Below are 17,545 nucleotides of genomic sequence, written 5' to 3' on the forward strand. Positions count from 1 at the left end.
TTTGACTTTGCCACTCTTCAGATGTACGGAGCTTGTTCAAAACTCAAATAGGATTCCTATAGTTACAGAGATTTCTGACATTGCTTTTGTCGATTCCCAACTATATGGACTCGATCGAGAGGGCGATAAGACGAGGCTAGTTAAAATTGACCTCAATTCAGGTGATGCTACTGTAATTGGTGATATTGGCTTTGCTACATCTGGTTTAGCATATAATCGCCAGCGTCATATCCTCTACGCTACAACTGCTAAACAAATGATTGGTATTAATCTGGAAACAGGAAAAGGTACACCAGTAGTAACGGTAGCTGATAAAAACTACAACTGTGGCGAAGTTGCCTTTGACGCTGATGGCAAAGCTTATATTACCTTAATTGGTTACGACAAGAAGAAATTATTAGCAAGCTCCAACCTCGATACAGGTGAAGTCAAAACTATTGGCGATATTGGGTTTACTGATCTTGCCAGTATGGAATTTGTTGGTGACGTTCTTTATGGCGTAACGGGGAACTTCTTTAAGTTAGGTAAAGACGGTCAATTAATCAGTATTGATACTACCACCGGTCAAGGAACTTTAGTTGCCATAACCGATCCTATCGGTCGTTGGGCAGGTATCACTATTTATGAACCAGCTGAACCAGCTACGGCAGTAATAACAGAAATCGCTCCGGAAGTAACCTTCAACGAAAAATCGGAAGAGACAAAATCTCAAGAAATTAAAGTTATCAAGCAAGAAAGTATGAGTATTTTAACCATTGATACCAAAAATAATTGTTACGTTATCGACCGCGATGAAATGAACAACCTGCAACAAAATGTTGCAACTTCCTTTACTTTCGAGAAAGGTACTTTTGAGATCAAAATTACTGATGGTCGCTACAGCTATGCCAAGAGTAAAACAGAAGGAGAACCTTTTGTTTTACTCTGGATATATGGGGCTGATGGTAGTACATTTATCAATAACAATACAGGTTTTGAAGTAGGTGCGACCTGGACAACCTTAAATGGATATAATGATAGTCTAAAGCTAGAAGTAAAAAAGAAAGTAGTTCTCAACGCCTTGTTCTTTGATGTCAATAATGTTGATAACAGTGGAGCAATTAATCTTTCTATTACCAGTAATAAACAATTCTTCAGCCCTCAGACTTTAACAGTAGACAGCAAACGCAATTGTTATGTTTTGGATGAAACAAATCTGTCTAGTTTAAAACACCAGGGTTCCAATTTTGTTGAATTACAACCTGGAAATTATCAGATAAAAATTCGTGAAGGGAATGCCACCTATTGGTCGGATAGTAAAAAGTTTGATATAGAACCTTGGGCTTTAATTTGGGCAAAAGGCGGAAAGTTTATTACAAAACTGACTGGTATTGAAGTTGAAGAAACTTGGTTTTCATTGAATGGTCTGAAAGACGAAATAATTTTAGAGGTCAAAGAAAAAACTAGCTTATCAGGTTTATTTCTTGACACCTACAAAGATGATAACGAAGGTCAAATTATTCTGACAATAGAGCCAGTAAGTGCAACTGAACTGACTGAGAAGTATAAAAAGCAGGAGAATAATCAGGCAACTGTTAAAACAGGATCTGTTACAAATAGTACAACCAAGACTGCTACAACGGGGTCTGTTACAAATAGTACGACCGAGACGGTTACAAATATTCAAGGCTCAGGTGGGTCTGTAAATCGTGAAGCAGTGGGTGCGAACAGCTCGGTAGAGTTTACCTTCCGTTTTAACGAAGACGAGTTTAAGAAGAAGTGGGAGGAGCAGTTACAGCAGATTAATGCATCTATCAACGTGATAGATGCAGCTGATGTGACGCTGGAGGCTAAGTATTGGGATCAGCTCGAAAATTGGCTGCTGAAAAATTACGAGAAGCACTTTAAGAATTTGGCTGTAGAAATAGCAAAGGTCAGATTCTCGATGGATGCCTATATACAGCAGATGGAGTTTAGTCTGAACCAGCACTTGCAAGGCTGGTCTGGCTACTTAGACAAGCTTGTGGAGGATAAGATCAACCTTGAGATATCAAAGAAAATTAATCAGCAGATCAACCAGTACGTAGACCAGACCTTTGAGCAAAGAATACGTAACAACGTCGGGTTAATTATCAACAATATTGTCAATAAGCAGGAACTCAACCAGTACATTGATCGCCATGTTGACCGGCAAATAGACCAGACTTTTGAGGAAAAGATACGTAACAACGTCGGATTAATTATCAACAACATTGTCAATAAGCAGGAACTCAATCAGTACATTGATCGGCATGTCAATCAGCAAGTAGATCAAAGCTTTGAGCAAAAAATACGTAACAACATCGAATTAATTATCAACAATATCATCAATAAACAGGAACTCAATCAGTACATTGACCAGCATGTTGATCAGCAACTCGACCAAAGCTTTGAGCAAAAGATACGCAATAATATCAGCGTAATTGCTCAGAATATTGTCAACAATTCTGAGATTAATCAATACTTCAAACAGGAAATAGACCAAAGCTTCGAGCAAAAGGTACGTAACAACGTTGAATTAATTATTAACAACATCGTCAATAAGCCGGAACTTAACCAGTATATTGACCAGCATGTTGATCAGCAAATTGACCAAAGCTTTGAACAAAAAATACGCAATAACATCAGCGTAATTGCTCAGAATATAGTGAACAATTCTGAGATTAATCAATACGTCACCCAGGAAATCGACAACAGCTTCGATCAAAAGATACAAAATCACATTCAAGTGATTACTCAGAACATTATCAATGATAATGATGTATTAAACCACTATGTTGACCAACGCTTAGAGCAAAACGTAACTAGCAACACTGAACTTAACAACAGTATTGTGAACCTTGTTACCAACAGCACTGAAATTAATAGCAAGATTGAGAATGTCCGCAACGAGTGGAATGAGACATTCATCAGTTTGGTTACACAGCAAGTCGATGAACTGATCAATATAATAGGTGGCAGAGAAACATTTGTCAGGTTAATTACTCAGAATATTGTCAATAATAATACTGATATAAATCAGTATGTCAGCAAGCAAATCGATGACACCTACGAGCAAAAGCTACAAAATTACGTGAAGTTAATTACTCAGAACATTGTTAATAATAATGATGTATTGAATCAGTACATTGATCGGCGCTTAGAGCATAATGTAACCAACAATAACATCGTAATTAACCAAATCTTTGATAACGATCAAATAACCCAAAAGATTCAGAATATCTTGAGCGATAATTCTCAAATTCAGCAGAAAATTGAGAGCGTTGTGATCAATAGTAGTGAAATTAACAACAGGATTCTGAACTTCGTTGTCAACAGTAGTGAAATTAACAACAAGATTAATAACGTCTACAGAGATATTGACATCAAGATTGAGAACGTCCGCAATGAATGGAATCAGACATTCATAACTCTAGTTACACAGTATGTGGATGAAGTGATCAACATCATAGGCAATAGAGAGTCATTCAATATCCAGGTCGCGAATGTGATCAACATTAAGGTGGATGAGCTTCTCAACCAAATCTTGAGAATCAGGAACGAACTAACTGTGATTATTAACAATGCAGATAGACATCTCTACGAGTGGACTCTGGGAGAATTAATGGCAATCAAAGGCTGCTTAACCGATCGCCAGGCTCTTGTTGAGCAGCTAGTTACTTTCAGCGCTGAACTTAGAACCAAGCTGGATAGTACCGCTTGTGTAGATATCAACACATTCAAGCCCTTCAAACCTATTTCAGGAAATCCTGCACCACTGTCACCTGTGCAACCGCAGCAGTTACCACCAAACAAATAACTAGGCTTAAGCCGTTAAAAGCTAAGTTGCCTGAAATTCGATGATGTAGAGGTTGCGTTAAAGCAATGCAATAACGCATAAGACTTACGCATCAGTCAAAAGGTTTTAGGGGGAGCTACCGGACTAGGAATCGATAGAAATATAGAAGATTGTTACCGATTTCTTAGTCTCAATTATGTTCCTGGTGACGAAATCTATCTGTTCGGCTTCAGTCGCGGTGCTAACACAGTTAGAAGTCTAGCGGGAATGATCTATTGCTCTGGTCTTTTAGACCGCCCCCATGTCACCAAAGCACATGAAGCTTACGAGCTTTACCGTAACCGAGATATTAAACCCAGAGATAAGGAAGCAATCGAATACCGTAAAGACTACGGAGAGCGAGTCCCTATCACCTTAATTGGTTGTTTTGACACCGTTGGTGCCCTTGGGATTCCTGGGATGCCCGCATTCAGCAAGTTGAACGAGCAGCTGAATAAGCGCTATAGATTCCATGACACTACTTTAAATAGATGTGTTGAGAATGCGTTGCACGCTGTGGCGATCGACGAAATCCGCGAAGTCTTTGATGTAACTCCGATGAAAAAGCATCCCGAAGCTGAAAACCAGCGGGTGATTCAAAAGTGGTTTCCAGGTGAGCACGGCTGCGTTGGTGGTGGAACGAAAGAACATAGTGGGTTATCAGATGCTGCCTTACAGTGGATGATTGATTCTGTCGGTGTCCTGGGATTGGGCCTTGACTTAGATGCAAGTGTGATTCCGACAGGCATTAACCCCAATTATGAATGTGACTTTAAGAACGATGTTGGATTCTTTAAATTGGCAGGAATCAAGTTTCGTGAGGTCGGCGATGTCATTGAAGATATTCATGAAAGCACGATCAACCGTTTGAAAAGTCGCAAAGACTATCGACCCAAGAATCTACAAAAGATTATCGACAAACTGAATTAATTTCTTAATAATCTTGTTTCAAGGAGTGCCTACTGCCTTAGCCCTACTACTGATGTTTTTGCCTTGCCAAAACCATCAGCAGTAATTAGCGTTCTTTTCAAACAGAAGCAAACGATTAAGTTAACAAGCGATTCTAAAGGAGAAACAATTATGACTGCAAAAAGAGACACATCAAAAGATGGGTTTAGAAACAAGCTTGAGACGGCTGTTTTAACCGGCTTTAAACCAGTTTGGAACTTTATTCAAAGCAACCCAGGTCTCGCCAAAAAAGTTAACAAAACTCTCACTAACAATGCTATCTTAAAAATTCCGACACGTCCATATCCGTTTAGTACAATGTCTCCCTATACATCCTGGGATTCGTTGATCGATCGAACATATTCGGGACTCCAACTACCACCGCTAGATTGGAAACCCTTGACCAATGAAAACTATATCGGCATTAATTTAACGCCTGCGGAAAAGTTTGAAAAAAATCTGCCGCCGATTCAAGATTTGGAGATTTTGTATCGCAAAACTGGGGAAACGAAATACTCCCCTAAATCCTCTCTAATTTTCCCCTATTTTGTTCAATGGTTTACAGATAGCTTTCTGAGAACCGACCGCCACGATCCACGCAGGAATAGTTCTAACCACCACATCGATATGTGCAATGTCTATGGGTTAAATCCAAAGATTACACACCTGCTGCGATCATATGAAGGCGGTAAGCTAAAAAGCCAAATTATTAATGGGGAAGAATATCCTCCCTTTTATAGCGTGCCAAAGCCTCAGGTTTAGAGGACAACTACTACCGAGAGGATATCATTCAAGCTTTAGCAAAGCCTGATGCTGAATATAGTTGGGACTTTCAAATCCAATTTCAAACTAGCCCAGAAATGTCTATTGATGATACCACCATTGTTTGGAATGAAGAGGAATCACCCTTCTTTACAGTTGGTCGCCTAACAGTTAAGCATCAGAAAGTTAATTCTCCCAAAGAAAATGACTTTGGGGAAAATCTCAGTTTTTCTCCTGGGAATGGTCTAGCGGTGCATCGTCCTGTCGGTGCAATCAATCGGTTACGCAGCATTGTTTATCCTATCGTTGCTAATAACCGTCATCAAAAACGAGAAGTCAAATATCAGGAACCAACTGTCTGATTTTTCACAAGAATTATTAACTATAAATAAGCTTCTTTTTCTTTGTCTCTTTGTGCCTTTGGGTGAGGCTAATTCATATTTTCAATCAGCGTTGCTGCTGATTGAACTGGGTACTGGGAAAATTTGTATGGGCGAAACCTGACTCCCTAGCCCTTTCCGAAGCAAAGAGGGGTTGGGAGAGAGGTTCTTCTAAGATTACCGAATTGGTGTTTTAGGCAATCAGGCTGAAATTGCTACTATTCAAAGTAATATTAGGATTGCCTACTTAAAATCAGTGACGATATCTTCGTCTTGGGCCCCAATAGAACCATCAAAATACTCTAAGACAAATTGATCTTTACCCGCACCACCATACAAAATATCACTTCCAGCACCACCTGATAATTTGTCATCTCCCTGCTCACCAAATAAACGGTCATTACCACGCTCACCTTGCAGGCTATCGTTACCTAAACCACCAAACAAATCATCATCGTAATTAGTTCCTGTAATGGTGTCATTAACAACTGCACTCTTGAAATTGAAATCACTAGCTTGTAATTTACTTTTGCTAATGTCATTGATTTTCAGGCGATAATAATTATCACTGTCATAGAACTTATAGCTTGTGTTAATGACAGCATTACCATCTACATCATCACTTGTGAGAAGTAAAATAGTATTGAAGTCACTGATGCCAATACTTCTAACATCAATTTGGTCTTCTCCCTTCTTAAAATCAGTGACGATATCTTCGTCTTGGGCCCCAATAGAACCATCAAAATACTCTAAGACAAATTGATCTTTACCCGCACCACCATACAAAATATCACTTCCAGCACCACCTGATAATTGATCATTTCCACCTAGCCCAGAAAGGGTATCATTCCCCTTTAAGCCTTCAATAGTATCATTTCCAGAAGTACCGACTAAATTATCGTTATTGTTTGTTCCTTGAATAGCCATAGTTTTACTGTGCTTTTTTGGGTTTAATATTGACGCATGATCTAATAGATATTGCATCATACTTTGTAGCTAAATATTTGATATCAAATATTAATTATTATCTTTAAAAAACCTGGATAATTTTGGTACAAGCACCATTAAACCAATTCGCAATTCGCAATTCGTAATACTTCTCTACGAGAGGCTGCGCTCAGTACAAGTTCGCAATTACGTTTTGTGACGGGGATTTTAATTAGGCATCAAAACAGAAGTGTCTGTCTTACTGGGGAATTAAACTGAACATACTTTGTTAAAATTACCACTTTTTTATAGAATGACCGAAACAAAAAAGGATACAAGTCCCTAAGTTTATTTAGTCATCAGATGCTAATACATTGATGCTGCTATTAAATTGATGGTATATGAATTATGCTCATTAACTAGATTTACTATACAGACAATCGAGCTACTATCAAAGTTAATTGGAGTAATTATTTAGTACCTCATGATTTTAGGTAATTGACTAAAATCACTAGCTTGCCACTACGATCGCACACTTATAGCGATAGTACGATTGTATTGTGTACCAAAAACACTATTGAACAGATTCCAGAACTTTTCTAAATCAGAATCAGCGCCCAGTGGTTGTAGTTCAGCATCAGTAAGGGCTTCATTTTTATTCACATAGTTTGATTTTTTTGTGCCAACTTACTCATAACTAGAATTCCGTAGGCGATCGCTAAATTTTTCACAATCTAATAATATCGGGACTTAAACAAAAAAAAGATCAAAAAGGAGTATAGTGCTTGACTAGCATAGCCTTCACGTCAAAGTAACTCCAAATGAAAGAGAAATGATTCTTTACCCGAAGGTAAAAAAAAACCAGAATTTGAGAAAAAACCAGAATTAGCAATTAATTTGATAGACCTGGCGCTTCAAAGAGGTTATCAACCAGGGATAGTAATTGTAGATGCTGGATATGACAACAATACATCCTTTTTATTAGAGTTATAAAAACGACAATTAAAGTATTTAGGGGGATTAGCTAACCTGACAATAATATTAAAGGTACATCTGGTCGTGATGTCATTACGGGTAATGATGCTGATAACATTATCACTGGCTTTCAAGGTCAAGATATTCTAACTGGCGGCGGTGGTAATGACCAGTTTGTCTATACTAATATTCGTGATGCTGGTGACACTATTACTGACTTTTAGGTAGGCTCCGACAAAATTGTGATTACCGAACTACTGAAGAGTCTTGGTTATAGTGGTTCCAACCCCATCGCCGACAGCTACGTTAAGTTTGGCTCCTCTGGAAATAATGCCATCCTTCAAATTGATCCAGATGGGAATGGTAGTCAGCGTCCTACATCGTTAGTTACTTTGCAAAACCTGACTGTTGCTCAACTGAACAACACTAACAACTTCTTGTTTTAAGCTAGCAGCTTGTCGCAGGTACAAATGACATTAACAAAAAACTTGTTTCTTTACTTTTTTCTAAGATTCTTAGTTTTTATCATTATTCCACTAAGCTTCCTTTTTGCTGGGTGTAATAATGAAGACGAAAATAAGGCAATGGATGAAAAGATATCAAGACTTGAGAAAGAAGCAGAAAACCATCTTAGATATAAGATTCAGGAGCAACAGAGCTACTTCTCCAAACACAAAACCTTTTTTAAACCTCCTGATGAACGAGGAACTGATTCTGGTTACTTTCCACCAATTTTCGGAACACAAATTTGTTATGAATTATTTAAAAGTAAACCTGTTGATGAGGTAACAAAACTTAAAAAAAACTTGTGACCTGCTTTTCAGCATTCGACAAAAACCAAATTGCCTTCCATCAAATGTACTAATTTTCACAAAACACTACACAAATACCATGTTTAACGTGAGTTCGATGAACCTCTCCCGGACAGCCTCCCTCTCCGAAACGGAAAGGGAGGGGCAATGAAAAATTAAGCTTTTTACTCCCCTCTGGGCTTGCCTAACGGCAGGCTGACGCCAAGGTCGAGGGGTTGGGGGAGAGGTCAAACAAGATTTGTCGAACTCACGTTCAAGTTACTGTCGAATAGTTTTCATAAGCGATCGCCCACACTTGTGAACTCAGGTGTGGGCGATTTATTACTACAAAGAATTAACTAAACCACAGCAGATACTTGCTGCTTAAAGAAAGCTTGCAACACTCTCTCTGCTATTTGATGACTAGTTAAACCTAATTCTGTCTTAGATTCATTGGGTTCAGCGTGATCTACTAACACATCTGGTACACCGAATCGCTTGACAGGAACTAGAATATCTGCATCTAACAAGGCTTCAGCGATCGCACTACCAAAGCCACCCATGATACAACCTTCTTCTAGGGTGATGACGCGGCCGATTTTCTTAGCCAAAGGCAAAATCAACTCGGTATCCAAAGGCTTAACGAAACGGGCATTAATTACAGTTGCTTCAATGCCATGTTCACTGAGAATTTCAGCCGCTTGCATTCCTGGATAGACCATTGTGCCATAGGCGATGATTAACACGTTATCGCCTGTACGCAGAATTTCTCCTTTGCCGATTTCCAAAGGTTCCCAACCTTCTTCCATCAAGGGGACACCGTAGCCATTGCCGCGAGGGTAGCGCATAGCGATCGGGCCGCTGGTATGGTTAACGCCAGTTACTACCATGCGTTGGAGTTCTGCTTCGTCTTTGGGTGCCATCATAACCATGTTGGGAATGCAACGCAGATAGGCGATGTCATACATACCTTGGTGGGTAGGGCCATCAGCACCGACAATTCCTGCGCGATCCAAGCAGAAGAATACTGGCAGGCTTTGGATGCAGACATCGTGAATTATCTGGTCATAGGCGCGTTGCAGGAAGGTAGAATAAATAACGGCGATCGGGCGCATTCCCTGAGTTGCAAGTCCTGCTGCTAGGGTAATCGCGTGTTGTTCGGCAATGCCGACATCAATATATTGATTGGGCAGTTTTGCTTGAAGTTTATCTAAGCCTGTCCCCGTTGCCATTGCCGCAGTGATCCCGATGATTTTCGGGTTTTGTTCGGCAAGTTTCACCAGAGTATGAGAAAAGACTTTGGCATAAGCCGGGGGTTTGGGTTTAGTGGAAGGAATGGCTTTGCCAGTTGCTACGTTGAAGGGGCTTTGGGCGTGGTAGCCAACTTGATCTAGTTCGGCAATTTCATAGCCTTTGCCCTTGATTGTTGCTACATGTACCAAAACTGGGCCGGGGATCTGATGTGCCTGTTGGAAGGTGGCAATTAATTCTTCGAGATTATGCCCATCCACTGGCCCAATATAGGTAAAGCCGAGTTCTTCAAAAACTGCACCTACTTTAGGAACAGCCAAGCGCTTCATACCTTCTTTGATGCGTCCAAGTTCGGGAGACAGGGATTCGCCAACGAAGGGAATTTGCTTAAGCTGTTCCTCAAGATTATCTTTAATAAACTGCACCGGTTGACTGAGGCGCATTTTGTTCAGGTAGCGGGGAATCGCGCCGACGTTGCGAGATATAGACATGTCGTTGTCATTGAGAACAACCAACAGGTTAGTTTTCGGCAAGTGTCCGGCATGGTTGATCGCTTCTAAAGCCATACCCCCAGTCAGCGCCCCATCGCCAATAACAGCAACGGCTTTAAATTTTTCTCCTTTTAAGTCTCGCGCTAAAGCCATGCCCAATGCTGCTGAAATACTTGTAGAAGCATGTCCAGCCCCAAAGTGGTCAAACTTGTTTTCACAGCGTTTGAGATAACCTGCAACTCCGTTTTTTTGTCTGAGGGTGTGGAAGCGATCGTAGCGTCCTGTCAGCAGTTTGTGGGGATAAGCCTGGTGTCCTACATCCCAAATCACTTTATCCCGATCTAAGTCCAGTGTCTGGTAAAGTCCTAGTGTTAATTCGACAACACCCAACCCTGGCCCCAAGTGTCCACCATTAACTGCTACCGTTTGGAGATGCTTATCTCGAATCTGACGGGCAATCTGTTGCAGTTGGCGAACAGATAAACCGTGCAACTGATTAGGATGGGTGATTTCGCTCAAATGCATATTATAGGGTTTTCCTCTCTAAGTTCTAGTTTCGGTATTTTGATTTTCCCACGGTCGGGTTGTCCACATAATCAAACTCTTACATTGTTACTAAGTTGTAGTGGAAAGTATAACTTCGTAATTGATAATGGTGAAAAATTTGTTACCCATTTACAATTCTTCAAATAAGGTTACAATTATTCAAAGCTATAACGCATTTGTCAATAAGTAATACTACTTAAAAATATTGTGTAGCCAGTATATAAAAACAAGTTTTTCGCGGCAGTTTGGGGAAATACCTTAAGTAGATTACTCACTTTTGCCATTTTAAGCTAGTAAAAAATCAAGTTAAATATCTCATTTATAACTCAGTAAAATTCAGCTTAATTGCTGATGAATATTTAGCAATTATTTCTTTTCTTCTTCAGTAACACCAGCTAATTTTCTCAGCGATCGCTAAATAGAACGGTGTTAAGAATTAAAGGTTTGTAATAAGGGCTTTAGCCCTCTCTACGGCTCTAGTTATTTTTTTAAGATTACATAACATACTTTGATTTATTCTCACCTACTTACTTAATTTAACTGGGTGCGACAAGTTTGTATGTAAAATCACTTAGTTATTTTATCTAAATTGTGAGTATTTGTTTAGTAAATTAATATTCGTAAATTAATTAGTAAATTTTATCCTTCCCTTTATGTAAAATTTCTGAGTATTTTACTGATAGAGTAGAGCCAAAAGCCTCTCAGGGTGATTTTGATAGTTGGAAATTAAGGTCTCATACTTTATGAAGCTAATGTAAAAATATTAGCTGCATAATGACAAAACTTTATGGTTATTTAACAAATCTGTTGCCAGCAATTAAATATTTACTCCAATTAGATCACGAGAGCGGCGATGGAATCTGAATATCTTAATTTGCTCACTCCTCAGCAATTACCGACTCAGTTAACCCTGAGTTATCAGACCAATGAGCGAGTGTCTGAGGCACTCAAGTTGATATTGGAAGCGCTTAACCATTCTTGTGCTGACTTAGCAGGGGATAAGCTTAATCAAGCCTTAATCATTCTAGGGGAAACAAAGCGAGCGCCAGTTAATGATCCATTAACTCATAATAGCTTTTTAAGTTTAGAAAAAATCGACGACTTTGATCGCTACTTTCAAATAGTCCATGTTCAAACTGAGGATACTGCTATTGTTCTTGTTTCTAGTCTCCTTATTGCCCTTCGAGAATTTTTGTTGCTCTCTGAGTCGAAGGACTTTAACTCTAGCAAAGTCATCGATTTAAAGAAGGGCTATCAGGAGTATATAAAGTTACTTACAAGAGTGTTTACTGTATTTTGAGAAGAATAGCTAAATGTCACCACAATCATTAGAGATTTGGAAAAAACTTCATTGGTCGTTTTTTTCGATGATTCAAGCTTTAAATATTGCGTTACAGCGGTTTGAGCAAGCAATGATTAACGAAAATCTCGCTTTAGCTCAAGCAGAATTAGAATCTGCTGCCACTCTCATGTTAGCCTCTGGTGCAGCGATGGAACTGGCAGCGAGTTTTAATCCAGTAGACTATGACCAGCAGATTCGTCCCACAATGATTCCTCCTTCTGTTGAGTCTCATGACTTTAGTGGTTTAATGTTGTGGGATCATTTTTTCCTGGTGGCAATTTGGATGCGATTGAAGCCGATTTTTGAAAATCTCCCCCCGGAACTTGAATCGAGTCATGAACGGTTTGTTCTAGCCTACAGAAGTTTAGCTCACGCCCATAAGGCAGTTTGTTCTAAGTTTGGGGGTGGCGAAACAGCTAGTATACGTTCAAATTCAGTCGGAATTTCTGCCAAAAAATCTGCGGTTGAGACCTTAGAGCAATTTGAGAAAAATCGTGAACGGTTACTCGATCCCCAACATCGGGTAATGTCAGGTTATCGGTTTGATCATCAATCCGCTTAATTTTGCTAGGAGCAATCCTTTGAAGTTATTCCTAGTAGAATTAAGCGGATTCTAAACTGATCAGGAAAATCATCATGAATGCAACCATCCGTATTGATGAAGTAATCTTCAATAGCTATCCCACCTTTCGCCGAGGAATCGTCATTGCAACACAACTACAAAACCAAGGGCATTCGGAGAGCTTAGAAAATACGCTCAATGAAGTCATTAGTCAAGCATCTGTGCATCCCATTGATTTAAAAACAGATCCTCGGATTACTGATTGGGATGAAGCTCATCGTCAATTTGGCTCAAATTTCAATAAATTTATCCCAGCTCATCGCAATTTGCTCAAACGAGTTCAAAAATCAGGCACGTCTATTCCTTTTATCAATAAGGTCGTTGCCATTATGAATATCAACTCTATCCGAGATGTCATTCCTGTAGGAAGAGATGACTTAGCAAGTGCAGGAACTCTTTTAGAACTGCGTTATAGCAATGGCAATGAACGTTTTACTCCGATAGGACTACCAGAAACCATTGAAAATCCTGATGTTGGGGAAGTAATTTATGTTGCTGCTGAGTCAGGAGAAGTGATGTGTCGTCGCTGGAATTGGCGCAATGGACATAAAACCCGGATTACAGAAACAACTCAAGTGATTGTAATGAATATTGATGCTCTCGGAGAAAACAGCGAAGACCGAGCTATTACAACTCGAAATTCCGTGGCCCAAATGTTAGCAAAATTCTGTAACGCTCAGGTGCAAACAACCCTTCTATCGCCCGAAAACCCCTTTTATAAATTAGAAAACTAAGCGATCGCATATCGGAGTAAAATTTTTCTGTTCCCTAAATATCGAGCAGTTATTCTATCAAATATCTAACTTTTGAGGAAAGATTGAAATGCTGAAAAATTGGCAAATACCTGAAGTGATACGTGATTATATCTTAACAATCTCACTACACGAATCTGATATTTTACGTCAAATCCGGGAAGACACAGTAAAATTGCCAGATGCTAGGATGCAAATTCCAGCCGAACAAGGTCAATTTATGGCGTTTCTTGCTCAGTTGATAAATGCCAAAAAAATCATTGAGATCGGTGTGTTTACTGGTTACAGCGCACTCTGGTTTGCCTTAGCGTTACCACCTGAAGGTCGGATTATTGCCTGTGACATTAGTGAAGAATGGACAAATATCGCTCAACGCTATTGGCAGCAAGCAGGCGTAGCCAACAAAATTGACTTGCGGGTTGCCCCCGCACTACAGACACTAGATGCTTTATTAAGCAACTCTGAAGCCGGAACTTTTGATTTGATTTTTCTTGATGCAGACAAAGAAAATTATCTCAATTATTATGAACGGGCACTACAGTTAATACATGCTGGCGGATTAATTATCATTGATAATGTGCTTTGGTCTGGGAGGGTAATTGATCACGAATATCAAGATACTGAAACCGTAGCCCTTCGATTACTGAATGAAAAACTTTACAAAGATGAACGGATTGATATCACCGTTCTACCGATCGCGGATGGGCTAACTTTAATCAGGAAGCGTAGTTAACCCTACTATTTATTGACAAAAAGAAAATTTTCTGGTGTTAGCAATAGCCATCTCCAGAAATTAATTTTGCATTGCTCGAAGTCTTTGGTAGGCACAATTCACGAATCGTGCCTACCTTATTTTCAGTAGATGTCTTCTCTAGTTACCAAAAGCATCCTTGATGCTATCAACAGCGCGTTCAACAACATTCTTTGTCTTATCTACTGCTTCTTTAGTGCGAGTCGAATCTTCGTCTGCTCTTCTCTGAATTGTAGCTGCATCTTTCTTGGCTTTGCGTTCAGCAAAACTACCATTGTCTGTTGCTTCATCAACTTTACTGGCGTTGCTCTTGGCAGCTTCCTTAACTTTATCTGCCGTATCATCAATGAAATTTTTGGCTCGTCCAGCATCCTTACTGGTTTTTTCTTGAACTTTATCGCCTGCGTCTGCTGATGCGATCAAGGTGGCAGTAGGAGCAGCCATTGCTGAAGTGTTCGATAAAAATGCACCTTGCCAAACGAAAGCGATCGCTAACATACAAAACAGTGTTGTAGCCATCCAGCGTTTTACTGTGGAGAGCTGTTTTGTAAAATAATTCAGTTTCATTGAATACAATCTCATGTGATTTAGTACATTATTTTTACTTCATTTAGCTGATTAGCCATATCCTTCTCTAGATAGAGGTTTTTGCGTCATAAGTTGTTAAAGAAATTCCCTATTTTGATAGATTCAATTTTAAGTAAAGATTTTTCCTGATAATCAAGGATCAAATTAAACAGTTGAGAGCTTTTGGGCATGAGCGATAACTCTCGAAACAGAACATTCGCAACCTTGGACATCAGCTTGTTTTGCAAGTGTTTACCGTTAAGGGACTTCCAACAAATAAATTATCCAATATTGTGGGGTGGACATCTTGTCCACCCTTGGCTACAGGCTCTCGTGTCGCCCACCCCACAACAAGTAATTGAGTATTTTTTTATTTGTCAGTCCCTAAGCAGTTGTTTAGCGGAAGCATCGACTTGGTTTTTGAGCGTGTCTTTGTAAACGCCACGGACAGCGAGTCCGCGTACTCCTACCCAGAAGCAAGCTAGAGCGTCTGTCTTCGACACGCTATTCGCGTTCGTAGAGAGCGTCATTTTGAATTTTGAATTGTTATTGCTCTGGCTCTTAATAATCTCCTGATTTCCCGCCACTTTTACTGATTAAACGAATCGATTCAATTTGAATCGACTTTTCTAAGGCTTTTGCCATATCGTATAGAGTCAGGGCAGCCACAGAAACGGCAGTTAAAGCTTCCATCTCTACACCAGTTTCAGCTTTGGTTTTGACTGTGGCTTGAATTTGATAACCAGGTAGTTGCGGATCGGGTATAATCTCGACTGCGATTTTTTGCAAAGGCAAGGGATGACACAGAGGAATTAAAGTGGCTGTTTGCTTGGCTGCCATAATCCCAGCCAATCTTGCAGTTGCCAACACATCGCCTTTTGGGACATTTCCGGCTTGAATAGCAGCGAAGGTGGCTGGCAGCATCCGCACATTGGCCTCGGCTACTGCTTGGCGGATAGTGGGTACTTTATCAGACACATCCACCATCTGTGCCTGTCCTTGGTGATCTAGATGGGTTAAGTTGGCAAAATTACATGGAAAATTATCTTGCATCATTTATTAGAACGTGTTAATATAGATTGTCGATGAGGGCGTGTAGCTCAGTGGACTAGAGCACGTGGCTACGGACCACGGTGTCGGGGGTTCAAATCCCTCCTCGCCCGTTTTTGAAAGTTAAGAGTTGAAATTTGGGAGTGAGAAATTAAAGTTCCTCACTCCTAATTTTTAAATTGTTCAAGGCGTAGGTATCTGGAGCTAGACCTAGTGCAAAGCGCAGGGAATTAGATAGGTCTTTGCTTGATTGGGTGAGGAAGATCATAAGTGCCACAGAAGTGATCACAGCACCGTAGCCAAACATATTCCGGTAGCCTACAAGTTCTGCTATAGTACCCAGAATCGGAGCAGCGATCGCAATCCCTAAGTCAAGTCCAGCTATACATATAGCAAAAATTTGCCCCCGTTTTTCTGGCAGTGAGCGGTCTGCCATCATCGTGATCATCATCGAGATCAGTGTACCACCACCAGCACCTTCAGCGATCGCAGCCAGTAAAAACACGATGGCGCTGTCAGCCTGCCACAGCAGTATTAACGCTAAAAAGTAGCAAAAAATACCAAAGGTGATAAACAAACCACGACCTAAGCGATCGCTTGCCTTACCAGCAAACACCCTGATACTAAAACTAGAAATTGCCGAAGCTGTAAAAAACAGTCCGCCATTGAAGTCCACATCAGTGGATTTGAGGAATAACGACACAAAAGTATGTACAGCACCGAGGGACAAACCAACCAACAACATAACTATAGTTGGAACTTTTACCTGTGGACTGCTCAAAATTTGCCAAAAGTTGCGCTCGTTTTCTTCAGTTTGCTGTTGTGTCTGCACTGGTGGATTAGTGACTTGAACAATCCCCAAGAGGGCGACAAACCCCAATTCGGCACAGAAGAGAAATAATATCCCGTAACCACTTGTAGCTTCTAAATACCCACCCAAGGCAGGGCCAATTGCTAAACCCAAGGGAGTTGCTAAGGTCATGTAACCAATGATTTCACCACGAGTTTCGGATGGCGCTAAATCTGCGATTAAGGCACTGTAGCCAGTGGTAAAAGCGGCAACGCTAATGCCGTGAAAAATCCGCACCAAGATTAATAGCCAAAGTGATTTGGTTGCCAAGTAACCAAAGGGTGCGATCGCAGCTACTATCGTACCAATCAACAAGACAATTTTTCGACCACGTTCATCGGCTAATCGTCCCAGCATTGGGCGAGATAGCAATAACCCAATAGCGAAACTGCCCATCACAAGCCCAATTTCTTGTTTGCTTGCGCCCACATCATCGATGTAAAGCGGTAGGGTTGGTAAGAGCGAAGCGATGCTCGACCAGAATAATAAACCTGCTGTAAATAAAATAAGCAGGTTGCGCCGCAGTTCGGCGTTAAAGGTATTAAATGCTTTCAAGGTAGATGCAATTTAATGAGTTTTTTTGATTAGTTAGGAGTTAACAGTTAACAGTTAACAGTTAAGAGTAAACCAATATTTACTTTTGACTGTTTACCAATGCCCAATGCCCAATGCCCAATGCCCAATGCCCAATGCCCAATGCCCAAT

The 17,545-nt window shown here is 40.2% G+C and carries 17 protein-coding genes, 1 tRNA gene and 1 pseudogene; 13 read left to right on the top strand and 6 right to left on the bottom strand.

Annotation, left to right across the window (positions count from 1 at the left end; translation table 11 throughout):
- The 4 genes from PUQ00_RS27740 to PUQ00_RS27755 all read left to right on the top strand — a co-directional run.
- Positions 1-3,817: hypothetical protein (locus tag PUQ00_RS27740; RefSeq protein WP_300422658.1), on the top strand; the 3,817-nt coding region annotated here is incomplete at its 5' end.
- Positions 3,818-3,907: 90 nt separating this feature from the next.
- Positions 3,908-4,765 carry a DUF2235 domain-containing protein gene (locus tag PUQ00_RS27745; RefSeq protein WP_300422676.1) on the top strand — a complete coding sequence of 286 codons (858 nt, stop codon included), beginning with the start codon at positions 3,908-3,910 and terminating at the stop codon, positions 4,763-4,765.
- 63 nt (positions 4,766-4,828) lie between these two features.
- On the top strand, positions 4,829-5,545 hold the full coding sequence (locus PUQ00_RS27750; RefSeq protein ID WP_300422659.1) for a hypothetical protein: 717 nt from the start codon (positions 4,829-4,831) through the stop codon (positions 5,543-5,545).
- 98 nt (positions 5,546-5,643) lie between these two features.
- Complete coding sequence (locus PUQ00_RS27755; protein ID WP_335029557.1) at positions 5,644-5,907, top strand: hypothetical protein; 264 nt, start codon at positions 5,644-5,646, stop codon at positions 5,905-5,907.
- A gap of 261 nt (positions 5,908-6,168) precedes the next feature.
- Here the strand turns inward: PUQ00_RS27755 and PUQ00_RS27760 are convergent, their stop codons facing one another.
- Entirely contained in the window at positions 6,169-6,852 is a 684-nt protein-coding gene (locus PUQ00_RS27760) for a hypothetical protein (protein ID WP_300422661.1), read from the bottom strand.
- 522 nt (positions 6,853-7,374) lie between these two features.
- Positions 7,375-7,515, bottom strand: a complete 141-nt coding sequence (locus PUQ00_RS27765) for a hypothetical protein (RefSeq protein WP_300422662.1) — start codon at positions 7,513-7,515, stop codon at positions 7,375-7,377.
- Between the two features lie 174 nt (positions 7,516-7,689).
- Here PUQ00_RS27765 and PUQ00_RS27770 point away from each other — a divergent pair.
- From PUQ00_RS27770 to PUQ00_RS27785, 4 genes and pseudogenes are all read left to right on the top strand, one after another.
- Positions 7,690-7,842 (top strand): annotated as a pseudogene (locus PUQ00_RS27770) (IS701 family transposase); the annotation flags it as partial.
- Between the two features lie 50 nt (positions 7,843-7,892).
- The gene (locus PUQ00_RS27775; protein WP_300422678.1) at positions 7,893-8,051 is read left to right on the top strand and encodes a hypothetical protein; all 159 of its coding nucleotides are present in this window, start codon (positions 7,893-7,895) and stop codon (positions 8,049-8,051) included.
- An 18-nt stretch (positions 8,052-8,069) separates the two neighbouring features.
- Positions 8,070-8,273, top strand: a complete 204-nt coding sequence (locus tag PUQ00_RS27780; RefSeq protein ID WP_300422664.1) for a type I secretion C-terminal target domain-containing protein — start codon at positions 8,070-8,072, stop codon at positions 8,271-8,273.
- Between the two features lie 24 nt (positions 8,274-8,297).
- Positions 8,298-8,639, top strand: coding sequence for a hypothetical protein (locus PUQ00_RS27785; protein WP_300422665.1), 342 nt, complete (start codon positions 8,298-8,300; stop codon positions 8,637-8,639).
- Between the two features lie 338 nt (positions 8,640-8,977).
- Here PUQ00_RS27785 and dxs read toward each other — a convergent pair whose 3' ends face one another.
- Positions 8,978-10,885 carry a 1-deoxy-D-xylulose-5-phosphate synthase gene (gene dxs, locus PUQ00_RS27790; protein WP_300422667.1) on the bottom strand — a complete coding sequence of 636 codons (1,908 nt, stop codon included), beginning with the start codon at positions 10,883-10,885 and terminating at the stop codon, positions 8,978-8,980.
- 874 nt (positions 10,886-11,759) lie between these two features.
- On the opposite strand from dxs, the gene PUQ00_RS27795 reads away from it, so the two are divergent.
- The 4 genes from PUQ00_RS27795 (at position 11,760) to PUQ00_RS27810 (ending at position 14,355) form a co-directional block, all read left to right on the top strand.
- On the top strand, positions 11,760-12,206 hold the full coding sequence (locus tag PUQ00_RS27795; RefSeq protein ID WP_300422668.1) for a hypothetical protein: 447 nt from the start codon (positions 11,760-11,762) through the stop codon (positions 12,204-12,206).
- Between the two features lie 13 nt (positions 12,207-12,219).
- Positions 12,220-12,810: a siderophore biosynthesis protein gene (locus PUQ00_RS27800; protein ID WP_300422669.1), complete on the top strand. Its 591-nt coding sequence runs from the start codon at positions 12,220-12,222 to the stop codon at positions 12,808-12,810.
- 74 nt (positions 12,811-12,884) lie between these two features.
- Entirely contained in the window at positions 12,885-13,604 is a 720-nt protein-coding gene (locus PUQ00_RS27805) for a phenylalanine--tRNA ligase beta subunit-related protein (protein WP_300422671.1), read from the top strand.
- A gap of 88 nt (positions 13,605-13,692) precedes the next feature.
- On the top strand, positions 13,693-14,355 hold the full coding sequence (locus PUQ00_RS27810) for a class I SAM-dependent methyltransferase (protein WP_300422672.1): 663 nt from the start codon (positions 13,693-13,695) through the stop codon (positions 14,353-14,355).
- Positions 14,356-14,493: 138 nt separating this feature from the next.
- On the opposite strand, the gene PUQ00_RS27815 is transcribed toward PUQ00_RS27810, so the two are convergent.
- On the bottom strand, positions 14,494-14,940 hold the full coding sequence (locus PUQ00_RS27815) for a hypothetical protein (protein WP_300422673.1): 447 nt from the start codon (positions 14,938-14,940) through the stop codon (positions 14,494-14,496).
- Between the two features lie 561 nt (positions 14,941-15,501).
- Positions 15,502-15,993, bottom strand: a complete 492-nt coding sequence (gene moaC, locus PUQ00_RS27820; protein ID WP_300422680.1) for a cyclic pyranopterin monophosphate synthase MoaC — start codon at positions 15,991-15,993, stop codon at positions 15,502-15,504.
- A gap of 36 nt (positions 15,994-16,029) precedes the next feature.
- Here moaC and PUQ00_RS27825 point away from each other — a divergent pair.
- Positions 16,030-16,103: transfer RNA gene (locus PUQ00_RS27825), tRNA-Arg, on the top strand.
- A 38-nt stretch (positions 16,104-16,141) separates the two neighbouring features.
- On the opposite strand, the gene PUQ00_RS27830 is transcribed toward PUQ00_RS27825, so the two are convergent.
- Entirely contained in the window at positions 16,142-17,395 is a 1,254-nt protein-coding gene (locus PUQ00_RS27830) for an MFS transporter (RefSeq protein ID WP_300422675.1), read from the bottom strand.
- Between the last annotated feature and the right edge of the window lie 150 nt (positions 17,396-17,545).

This window comes from Nostoc sp. S13, from assembly GCF_029379315.1.
Classification (GTDB): domain Bacteria; phylum Cyanobacteriota; class Cyanobacteriia; order Cyanobacteriales; family Nostocaceae; genus Nostoc.

Bases quoted from the DNA above. Each gene is read 5' to 3' on its own strand.
- PUQ00_RS27755 (WP_335029557.1), top strand. From the start codon at position 5,644: ATGTCTATTGATGATACCACCATTGTTTGGAATGAAGAGGAATCACCC.
- PUQ00_RS27760 (WP_300422661.1), bottom strand. From the start codon at position 6,852: ATGGCTATTCAAGGAACAAACAATAACGATAATTTAGTCGGTACTTCT.
- PUQ00_RS27785 (WP_300422665.1), top strand. From the start codon at position 8,298: ATGACATTAACAAAAAACTTGTTTCTTTACTTTTTTCTAAGATTCTTA.
- dxs (WP_300422667.1), bottom strand. From the start codon at position 10,885: ATGCATTTGAGCGAAATCACCCATCCTAATCAGTTGCACGGTTTATCT.
- PUQ00_RS27795 (WP_300422668.1), top strand. From the start codon at position 11,760: ATGGAATCTGAATATCTTAATTTGCTCACTCCTCAGCAATTACCGACT.
- PUQ00_RS27800 (WP_300422669.1), top strand. From the start codon at position 12,220: ATGTCACCACAATCATTAGAGATTTGGAAAAAACTTCATTGGTCGTTT.
- PUQ00_RS27805 (WP_300422671.1), top strand. From the start codon at position 12,885: ATGAATGCAACCATCCGTATTGATGAAGTAATCTTCAATAGCTATCCC.
- PUQ00_RS27810 (WP_300422672.1), top strand. From the start codon at position 13,693: ATGCTGAAAAATTGGCAAATACCTGAAGTGATACGTGATTATATCTTA.
- PUQ00_RS27815 (WP_300422673.1), bottom strand. From the start codon at position 14,940: ATGAAACTGAATTATTTTACAAAACAGCTCTCCACAGTAAAACGCTGG.
- moaC (WP_300422680.1), bottom strand. From the start codon at position 15,993: ATGCAAGATAATTTTCCATGTAATTTTGCCAACTTAACCCATCTAGAT.